Source organism: Pseudomonas sp. (assembly GCF_050739995.1).
Taxonomy (GTDB): domain Bacteria; phylum Pseudomonadota; class Gammaproteobacteria; order Pseudomonadales; family Pseudomonadaceae; genus Aquipseudomonas.
In genome coordinates this window covers 1-9,980 of record NZ_JBOICG010000583.1, presented here as the reverse complement: position 1 = coordinate 9,980, position 9,980 = coordinate 1, and the positions used below count along the sequence as shown (strand labels likewise).

General features: G+C 60.8%; 3 protein-coding genes and 1 pseudogene. 1 reads left to right on the top strand and 3 read right to left on the bottom strand.

All coding sequences use genetic code 11. The features are described 5' to 3' along the window. Positions 1-612, top strand: a pseudogene (locus ACRESD_RS19405) (MFS transporter); the annotation flags it as partial. 360 nt (positions 613-972) lie between these two features. Here ACRESD_RS19405 and ACRESD_RS19400 read toward each other — a convergent pair. From ACRESD_RS19400 to ACRESD_RS19390, 3 genes are all read right to left on the bottom strand, one after another. Beyond that, the gene (locus tag ACRESD_RS19400; RefSeq protein ID WP_431752383.1) at positions 973-1,539 is read right to left on the bottom strand and encodes a hypothetical protein; all 567 of its coding nucleotides are present in this window, start codon (positions 1,537-1,539) and stop codon (positions 973-975) included. A gap of 37 nt (positions 1,540-1,576) precedes the next feature. After that, positions 1,577-1,858 carry a hypothetical protein gene (locus tag ACRESD_RS19395; RefSeq protein WP_431752382.1) on the bottom strand — a complete coding sequence of 94 codons (282 nt, stop codon included), beginning with the start codon at positions 1,856-1,858 and terminating at the stop codon, positions 1,577-1,579. A gap of 1 nt (position 1,859) precedes the next feature. Next, on the bottom strand, positions 1,860-9,980 hold an 8,121-nt coding region (locus ACRESD_RS19390), incomplete at its 5' end, for a hemagglutinin repeat-containing protein (protein WP_431752381.1).

Genomic DNA, 9,980 nt, shown 5'->3' with positions numbered 1-9,980 from the left:
GAAAAGGCCATTCTCATCAGTGACCTGCCGGCCTTGTTTATCAACCCACGCGCTCGAGTCGGCTTGATCGCGGTCTTGCTGATCGGCCTGGCACACTTTGCCGCGTACACCTACGTCGCGCCTTTCTTTAAAAACAGCTCCGGCTTCGACGGCCAGACTATTGGCTCACTGCTGCTGATGTTTGGTGTGGCGGGCGTAGCCGGTAACGTTTTTGCCGGATTCGCCGCCAACCGTAGCGTGCGCTACACCCTGCTGTTGGTGGCACTGATGATCGGCACCAGCACGGCCCTGTTCCCCTACTTCGCCACCGGACTGACCGGCGCAACGATGCTGATCGCACTCTGGGGCTTCGCCTTCGGCGCCTTCCCGGCTTGCGCCAGTATCTGGATGTTTGTAGTAGCGCCCAAGGATGTTGAACGCGGCATGCCGCTGTTCGTCGCCTTGTTCCAAGTGATTATTGCCTTGGGCTCGTTCTTCGGCGGACGAATTGTCGACCAGATGGGCAGCGCGGTGCTGTTGAGTTTGGCGACGGCGTTGGTGGGGGTTGGATTTATGACGGTGTTGGTGTTGGGGCGGAATGTGAGTAATAGCCTCGCGGCGCAACCCACCTGACTAGAGAGTGCTGACTAAAAAGCCCGCTGAGCCTTGAGCTCTGCGGGCTTTTTCATTTTCAGAGGCACATCACAATGACCGTTGCGCTTTGGAAAAGCTTCGTAATGCAAATTTGCATAATGAAGCTTGCGTACCCAAGCCTCTGGACTAGCCTCGGAAGAGTCGCCGGCGTGGCGACGCAATGCCAAGGAGCGGATATGCCAACTAGGTATCGTGATGCAGTAACAGGAGAGTACGTGACAGAAGATGAAGCAAAGAAAAGGCCGAGGGAAACTGTGAAGGAGACGGATAAAAAGTCTCCACCGAAGCCGAAGGGTAAGAAGTAAGGTTTACGTTGGGAAGGAAAAAAAGGGTTGGTGTTCAGGACGCAGGGACGGGAATACGCTGTGCGGGGTCGGTGATGTCATATACATGCTGCTCACAGCCCGCGCCGACGATCACGAATTCCACCAGGTAAACCTTCTGCTTCTGCGGCTTAAACGCCGAACTCATCGGGCCGCAGGCGTAGACAATCTTTTCGGCGTAGCGGTAGTAGTTCGAGTCATACACCCGCGACTCGCCCAGCACCTCGATTGTCTGCACCGGATCAGCCAGCACTTCCAACTGCGGGAAGCGCTTGACAGCGGCGCTATTGGCCACCTCGCTCACCTTGGCGATCCAGCCGAACACCTTGCCCCGGCCCGAATCCACCACCGTGCCGAGTATCTCCGGGCGCTGGTCGGCATCGCCGCCACGGCGCACGGAGAACTGCACGGGGTAAGTAAAACCGGTGGCCCGCATGATCACTTTGGCGTGTTCGGCATCCGCCACGACTTTGTTCTGCTGCAATTGCACACCATCTTTCAAGAGGCTGGGCGACGAGTCGCGGGCAGTGGAGTGACAGCCGGCAAGGGCCAGGGCCGATAGAACAAAGGCAACTTTTTTCATGAGGGTTTTCCGTAAACATCCATGGACCATGCAAGGATCAAAAATTCAAAAAGAACACGACCCCATATAAAAACAGGGCAAAACCGGCCAACGCCGCTCGCCACTCCGGGTCGGCATCTTTACTCATGCCGCCCGGCGCGATGGCCACCCTGGCGCCTCGCGCATAGTTGTAGACCGCCTGGCCAAACCAGAGCTGCACCAGCACCATGAGGAAAAAGCGCTTCCAGCTGCCGTCAAATCGTAGAAAGCCGTTGAGTAGCGCAGCCAGGAGTAAGACCAGGCCAATGCCATGTCGATATTTGTATAAGTTCGTAACCATGCTACCCACCCTTGACTGCACCTTTGAGGCCTTCAACCAACTTGTCCCACACCCCCGCAGTGCCCAAGGCGTTGGAAAGTCGCGAAGCGGTTTCCGGCGTAACGCCCTTGGACATTGCAAACTTTTCAAAGCCCATGCTGAGCACGTTGCCTGTGGCCGCTTCCGGGAGTTCTTCTTTCAAGTAGCCAGACAGGAAAGAGGCCGCCATCGAGGTGTTCGACAGCCCGGCACTCACGCCGCCCGTTGTCACCGCCGCGCCCGCGCCGAGCATAAACCCGACGTCGCTGACCATTTTCGCGTCGGCGGCCTTGATCCACTTCAGCGTATTGGCGTCAGCTAGGTCGATGTTGGCGCCGACCGCGATACATTCAGCATTGCCACATGACATAAAGCGCGGAGTGTACAACACGCCCTCGATCGTGACCGGCACCTTGTATCCGCCCCTCTCGTCCAACGGATAGCCCGTCAAGCGGTCGCGTTTACCCGACCCACCGTCCGGGTATGCGTATGCCCCTCCTGTCAGTACCCGAGAAAAACCACTTTCCGCCTCCATCGTCCAGGCATAAGACTGGGTGTTTTCCTTGATATAGGCGATGACCTGCTGGTCCGCCTTCTCAAACATCTGCACAGAGGTCTTGCCATCACCCATGGGCATCCAATTACCGGCGGAGTCATAAATACCGCTGTCTAAAACGACCATATCAGTAGCCGGAGTGATGTCCGTGCCTTTTACAAAAGACAGCCGCATCTGCGCCTCAATCTGCTCAGCGGTGAACTTGCCATTACTCTTCTTGGCCAGCTCCAGGGCGAGTGCTTTCTCTTCAGGGTGTAACTGACGGTTATATTTGTCGACCGCAAACGCCGTACCACCGGCAACCACCCCGCCTGTCACGCCGTCGCCTGAGCCCACGGCGCTGCCGACACCTGTAGCAATCAAGGACGCTATGGCTTTTTGATCAGCAGGCGACAAATCGCTATCGGCCAGGGCCTTGGCAATAGACGGCATGACCGCCGCCGAGGCGCCCGCACCCAGCGCGCCACTTTGTGCGCTACCGCTGGACAAGCCTATGGCCGCGCCAGCCAACGCGTGCAACAGAATCCGCGCAGCGCCGCCTTCCGCCCAGGCAGCCTTGGTCGTGGCATCGGTAGACTGATCACGCTGTGCGTTGGCGAAGTCACCAATTTTATTGAAAATGTCGCTGGATGAGGTGTTGGCAACAATACCCACAGCCGTGCCACCCGTGGCGCCACCCAGCCCGGCGGCAATCAGCCCGGTCGCAATGTCGGCCATCAACTTCTTATCGCCACCGACCTGCCAACGCAGCGCCTCGGCATTCGCCACGCGCGCCGCCTCAGCAGCAGCGACTGCTCCTGGCGCACCCGCATTGGCCTGAGTTTTTGCCTCATCGGCGAGTTTTTTTGCTTCATCCGCCTTGGCCTTGGCTACCGTGCTGATCACTCCACTGGCCAACTGCGCCGAGCTCTGGATCAGGTCGATGCGCTCCTGCATGGCCTTCTGGTCAGGCCGGTCGAGTGGCTGGTTGGCTTTGGCGGTGTCGCGGTTGAGCCCCACCAAATCATTGGCACCCTCAGGGTTACGCACCACAATCGTACCCTCGCTGACCGCACTGCGGGTGTGGCTGCGCTCGTCTTCCTTGAGCGCCACCGGAATGCTGCCACCCGGTGAGGTGCCGTCGCTGCTGCTGAATGATGCAGAGAGCCCCGCCGACTGGCTCTGGATCTCGCTGGTGTTCTTGATATCACTGACGATCAGGCGATCGGTGCTCAAGCGGTTCTTCACCGCCGCCTCTTCGCTGGCAATCACGCCACCCTGCAAGGTGGTGGTCTTGCCGACATTGATGTCGTAGCCACCTGCTCCCGCGAACAGGCCGGTCTGGTCGGTCACGGCCTTGTAATCGCTGTTCATCTTGGCCGCAGAGATGCTAGCCGATCCGGCGACGGTTGAGCCGAAGCAGAACGGTGGGATGCAGATACTCGCACCAAAGCCTGCGCTGCTCTGCTTGCTGCGCGACGATTCGGTGTCCTGGCGCGAGAGGATATTGAGGTCGCCACCAATGTCGGCCTGGATGCGATCGGCGCGCACCTGGGCACCGGCGAGGGTGGTGTCGCCGCCGCTTTTGAGCAGCAGCGAGCCGGTGTCCAGGGTGGTGTTGACCTGGGTTACCGAGTTGCCATTGCCGTTGTTTTTCGCGCCCTGCGCACCCAGGTCGAGGGTGAAGCCGTTCTGCTCGCCGATGTTGAAGCTCGCGCCAATGGCAGTCTTGTTGGTCGAGCCATCGTTCTTGCGGTCGACGGTGTCCTGGGCGCTTTGCAGCAACACGTTGTTCTTGGCCAGCAACAAGGTGTTGGCGGCTTTCAGGCTGCTGCCGGTGATCTCAATATTGCCCTGGGTGCCGGGCGCTTCGCCGGTAGCGACAATCGACAGATCCTGCCCGGCATTGAGCGTGCTCTGGCGCGCCGTCAGGCTGTTGTACTCGCTGCTAGCCTTGCTGCGGGTGTTGGCCAGTTCGGTGCCGATCTTGATCAACGAACCGTTGCTTGGCGAGCCGCCTTGTTTGTTCTTGAAGCCAGCGCTCTGGCCGTTGGCGTCCGAGGCCTGGCCACCCAGGTTGTAGGCAGCCAGGGCGGCCTGGGCGATTTTCACCGCCTTGAGGCGTGGGTCATCGGCATTTTTCGCCGCTTCAGTGGCATCGTGGATGCTGCGTGCAGTATCAATCACTGCACCGCCAATCACCCGGCCCACGGCCAGGCTCTTGGAACTGTCTTCCGTGGTTTGCCGCGCCGTTTCAGCACCGGCGGTGATGGTCACGTTGGCGCCACTGAGGTCCATGTTCTTGGTGCTGACCAAGTCACTGGCGATCACATTCAGTTCGCGTCCAGCGCTCAGACTTACATTGCCAGCGCTGGACCCAACGGTGCTGCCCGTCAAGGTCGTTTCGTTAGCGGTGCCATTGTGTTTTTGGCTGTTAATAAACAGGTGTTGATTGCCAGTAGCGTCATCCAGGCCCAACTTATTTCCCGTTAACACACCGGTCAGGTCGCGGTTCTTTTCCTTGTGCATGTCGGTGCGGGAAAAGGTGTTCTGCGCAGCATCGATGGTTAAGTCACGCCCAGCCTGGACAGACAGGTCGCTCGTGCTCACCAGAGACGAGCCCGTCACTGTGACATCGCGCTTAGCAGCAACGACGACAGTCTCGCCAGAGACCATGCTCCCCACCGCAGTGGTACGTTTCTCGTCGACCTTATCCTCGACCTTGCTCGACTTGAGCCCACCCCAACTGCTTTTGCTTTCCTTACGCTCATGGCGAGCACTATCGGAATCGGTCACCGCAAGAATCTGCACGTCGTTGCCCGCGACCAATTTCGCCGCGCCTTTCTCGGCCGTCACGGCACTCCCCGCCAGCAGCAGGTTTTCTCCGGCGACCAACGTGCTGTGACCACCCGAGCTAACCAGGCTGCCGACGTTACTGACGGAGTCCGTTTCATCAAGGCGGAATTTCTTGCCCGAGGATGTCTTTTTGGTCTTGCTGTAGAAGCTGTAGTCTTGGTCCTCAGCCGCCTTGAGGGCGAGGTTTTTGCCCGCCACCAAATACGCCTCATCCCCCGCATTAACCGTACTGGCCGCCAACGCCAGATCCTGCCCCGCACTCAACGTCACATCCCCGCCCGCCTTGAGCGTGGTGGACACTTGCTGAACATGATCCTCCTGACTCTTAACCTTCTTCGAATTAAACGCCGAATGCTGTTCATTCGCCGCCGAAGCCAAGGTCAAATTACCCGTGGCCGCCATGGCCAAGTCACGCTTGGCATCGATCTGGCTGCCAATAGCACTGATGTCCCGTGCGGCGACGACCTGGAAGTCGCGGCCGGCTTCGATGACGGTGCCGTATTGGGTGGCGCTGTTGCCATGAAACAGGGTGGTGACGGCATTGGCGTTGCGCTGTTCGGCGCTGGCCAGGTTGACGTCGCGTCCGGCCTGGATGACGGTGTCGGCACCGCTTTTCAGCACCCCGCCCACACTGTTGACGTCGCGCCCGGCGCCCAGGCTCAGGTTGTTGGCGGCTTCGATACGCGCTGCGTTGTCGACGACATCGGTGCGTTCGGTGCGGTAGCCGCTGCTGCTCTGGTGGCTGGTGACACTGCGTTCGTTGAGCACATCGCCATTGACCGCCGAGACGCTGACGTCGCGACCGGCGATGATGCCGCCGGCGCGGTTGGTCAGGTTGTTGGTGGCCAGCAGGTCGAGGCGGTTGCCGGCTTCGATCAGGCCGCTGTTGACCATGTCGCGTCCGGCACTGGCGGCCAGGTTTTGGGTGGCGCGCAGGGTGCCGACGTTGTCGAGGTTGGCCCCGGCCATCAGGTTCAGGTCACTGCCGGCAATCAGCGCACCGTTGGGCGCCAGGCGGTTGTTGGCCTGGGCCAGGTAGAGCACCGGCACCAGCACTTGTTGGCCGGCGACGGTGGCGTTTTCCATCCAGACGATGTCATGGGTCAGGGCAGCAACCTGTTCAGCGGTAAGGCTCACGCCCACGGCCAGGTTCAGTTGTTGCTTGCTGGCGATGGCGTTGTCCATCAGGTACTTGAACATCGAGGCATCGCTGGTCTGGCCGTCGATGAAGCGTTGGCCGGTGCGGGCGATCACGGCCTGTTGAATCAGGCGTTGTTCGTAGAGCCCGTCACCCAGGCGCTTTTGGGACTGGTCCGGGTCATAGCCCAGTTTCGACAACAGGTAATCGGAGCCCATGAACTGCTGCAGGTTGGTGAGCAGCGGGTTGGTTTCGATCAGGTATTTTTGCGGGTTGGATGCGAACTGGCTGTCGGGCAGGCCTTGCACGCGGTTGACGGTCAAGCCGTTGACTGAGGTGCCACTGCCCGTGACAGGCGCTTGACCCGGGTCGAGCGGGTTGGCCGAGCCTTGACCGGCCACCGTGCGTGACGGGGTGCCTGGCGTCGCTTGCGGGCGATCCGCCGCCGCCAGGTTGTTGCCACCCAACGTCCAGCTTTGTGGGCCGGTATCGGTGGGGGTGGCAGTGCCCTCGCCGCTCAGGCGGAACAAGCCGCCCTGGCCGGTGGGCAAGCTGAAGCCGGGCAGGCTCAGCGGGTTGATCTGCTGTTGGGCGAGGTCTGGCGGAAGCTGCTGGTTGATGGTGATACGGGTCGAGAAACCGTTGGCCGCGCTGGCACCCGAAGCGTCGGTGGTGGTCTTGGCGCCTGCGCCCACGTAGTTGAAGCCGGGCCGCACAACGCTGTTGTCGATGTTGCCCTGGGCCTTGACGGTGGCCGCACCGGCGGCCTGGATCACGGCCGAGTAACGTTGATCGCCGGAGTCGATTTTCGTGACTCGACGCAGCGCGGTGCGCTCTTGCTCGGTCATGCCGATGAACGAGGCCATGGCCGCTTCAAGGCCACTCAGGTCCTTGGGGTTATAGGCTGCGCCGGTGCTGGAGTAGCGGTTGTTGAACGCAGCGGCCGCCGAATACCAGCCGCTGGCATCGCGGGTACGCTCGGAGATAAACAGTCGCCAGGTTTCGGTCTCGCCGGTTTCAATCCCGTTATTGGCCAGGTTGTTGACCGAGATATTCAGGTTGCCAGCGGTGCCGATGCTGCTGCTCGCGTTGAGCAGGTCACCACCGGTAATGGTCAAGTCCTTACCGGCGCTGATGCTCGATGCGGCGCTGGCCTCGGTAACTTCGAACTTGTCGCGCTGAACGATTTGCCACAGGTGGTTTTCCTTGCCGCCGCTGCAATCGCCGGCATAGTTGGGACCTTCCTGACAAGGAAACTCAGTAATCGAAGCCGTGTAGATGCCGCCGTCATTGGTGGTCAGCACTGAGCGCCGGTTGCTGATCATCGAGGCGGCCAGGCTCAGGTTGCCGTCGCTCTGGATGCTGGAGGAGCTGTTGATGATGCTGCTGGCCAAGCCGCCCTTGCCGTCACGGTCGACGCTCAGGTCGCCCATGCTGTAGATATCGGCATAGCTGTTGCTCAGAGCATCTACCCGCAGGCTCATGTTGCCACCGCTGAAAATCAGCCCGTGGTCGTTGAGCAACGCACCGGTGGTGGCGGTGAGGTTCTGGCCACTGCCCAGGGTCGCGTAGTTGTTGATAGCACCAGCGGTCAGGTTCAGGTCGGTGGTGGACGTCAGGCGTCCGTAGTTGTTCAGGGTACCAGTGATGTTGGCGGTGGTAATGCCGCCGCCGGCGATGCTGGCGGTGTTGCTCAGGTTCAGTTGCGCGGCGCTGAGGGTCAGGTTGCCCAGGCTGCTGATGCGCCCGGTGCCGTTCAGGGCGCCGTTCAGGGTCAAGTCGAGACTGCCATCACTGGCAATCAGGCCATGGGTGGACCAGTTGCCGCCGCTGCCGATAAAACGCTGGGCAGCCAACAGTTGGCCGCCGCTGGTCTGGTCGAGTTGGTTGACGTTGACGGTCAGGCGCCCGGCCTGGATCACGCTGCTGTTGGTCCAGGTGGCCTGATTGACGGTCAGGTCGCCCCGCGTCACCAGGCTGCCGCCGACACTGTTGAGATTGCTCGGAGCGATGTCGAAGCGACCGGTGCCCACGTGCAACACCGTACCGCCTGCGTTCTGCAGGTTGCCCGCAGCGAGGGTCAGGGTGTTGTTGGCGGTTTCCAACAGGCCATTGCTGTTATCAAACAGGCCGCCGATGGTGAACTCGGTGCTGCCGTTGGCGCCCAGCGCTCGCAGCCGACCGGTCTGGTTGTCCAGGCTGGCGGCGCTGACCTTGAGGGTCGATTCACTTTCGATGATGCCCTTGCGGTTATTCAGTGCACCGCTCAGGTTGAGATCGATCTGCTGGCCGGCAATCTGACCACCGTTGTCGCCACTGTTGTCGAAATCATGGCCGGTGACGTTCACCAGGCCCTTGGCATAGAGCCCACCGTTGCGGTTGTCGAAGTTACCGGTGCTGACCAAGGCATTGCCACTTTGCGCAGAGAGCCGCCCGCCATAGTTATCCAGAGTCCCGGCCAGCAGGTTCAGGGATTGCCCCTGGACAATGCCGCCCTGGCGGTTGTTGTTCAGGTCATAACCATTGCGCAGCACACCGACAACGCGGCTTTGCAGCGCGCCTGCGAGGCTGGAAAGTACGCCGCCACGGTTATCGAGGCTGGCGGCTTGCGCGCTGAGGTCGTCCGTTTGAGCAATCAGCTTGCCGCTTTGGTTATCGATATCGCCTGCGACGTCCAGTGTCAGGCCCGCCTTGCTTTGTACCGCGCCCTTGACGTTGTCCAAGCGGTTGGCGGTGAGCTTCAGGTCAGCGTTTTGGCTGTAGATCAAACCATCGCTACCGTTTTGCACGACACCGCTGGCAGTGAGGGTCAGGCGCTCATTGGCCGCGACGGTGCCGCGATTGCGGTTATCGAGGCCGCCCGTCAACAGGGTCAACAAACCTTGACTGGCGATTTGGCCGCCCTGGTTGTTGATCTGCGCGGCACGGGAAATCAGCAACGGGCCACCGCTGGACAGTTTGCCGTTGGTATTGGTCAGGGTCGCGAGCAGGCCGAGGGTGGCCGCCGTACCGCCAGTGATGCTGCCGCCGCTATTGTCGAGATTCTGTGCCGTCAGGTTCAGGGCTGCGCCGCTGTCGATCACGCCGCCCTGGGCGTTGTTTAGCAGGCCACTGACGGTGAGGGTCTGGTCACTCGCACTGGAGAGAATGCCCTTGTCGCTGTTGTCCAACTCGGCGGTGGTGACCGTCAGTGCTTTCTGGCTGACCAGTGCACCGGCGCCGCTGTTGAGCAGGCGGTTGGTGAGCGTTGCGTTGAGGTCGCCGTAACGGCTGGAGAGCGTGCCGTTGTTGCGGTTGTCCAGGCTCTCGCCGCTGACGGTCAAGCCCTGCCAGCCGGACATCAAACCGCCCTGGTTGATCAGGTTGCTGGCCTTGAGCACCAGCAGGTTGTTGCTGATCAGCTTGCCGGCGCTATTGTCCAGGGTGCGGCCGCTGAGGTTCAGGCTCTGCGCGCTGGAAATCTCGCCGCCCTGGTTATTCAGGTCACGCAGATGGTCCAGGCTCAGGACACCTGCCGTGGTGATCAGACCACCAGCGTTGTTCAGGTCGCCCGTAGCATTGCCGAAGTCCAGCGC

What these genes read in the sequence shown, in the direction of transcription:
- ACRESD_RS19395 (WP_431752382.1), bottom strand. Translation starts at nt 1,858, where the DNA reads ATGGTTACGAACTTATACAAATATCGACATGGCATTGGCCTGGTCTTA.
- ACRESD_RS19400 (WP_431752383.1), bottom strand. Translation starts at nt 1,539, where the DNA reads ATGAAAAAAGTTGCCTTTGTTCTATCGGCCCTGGCCCTTGCCGGCTGT.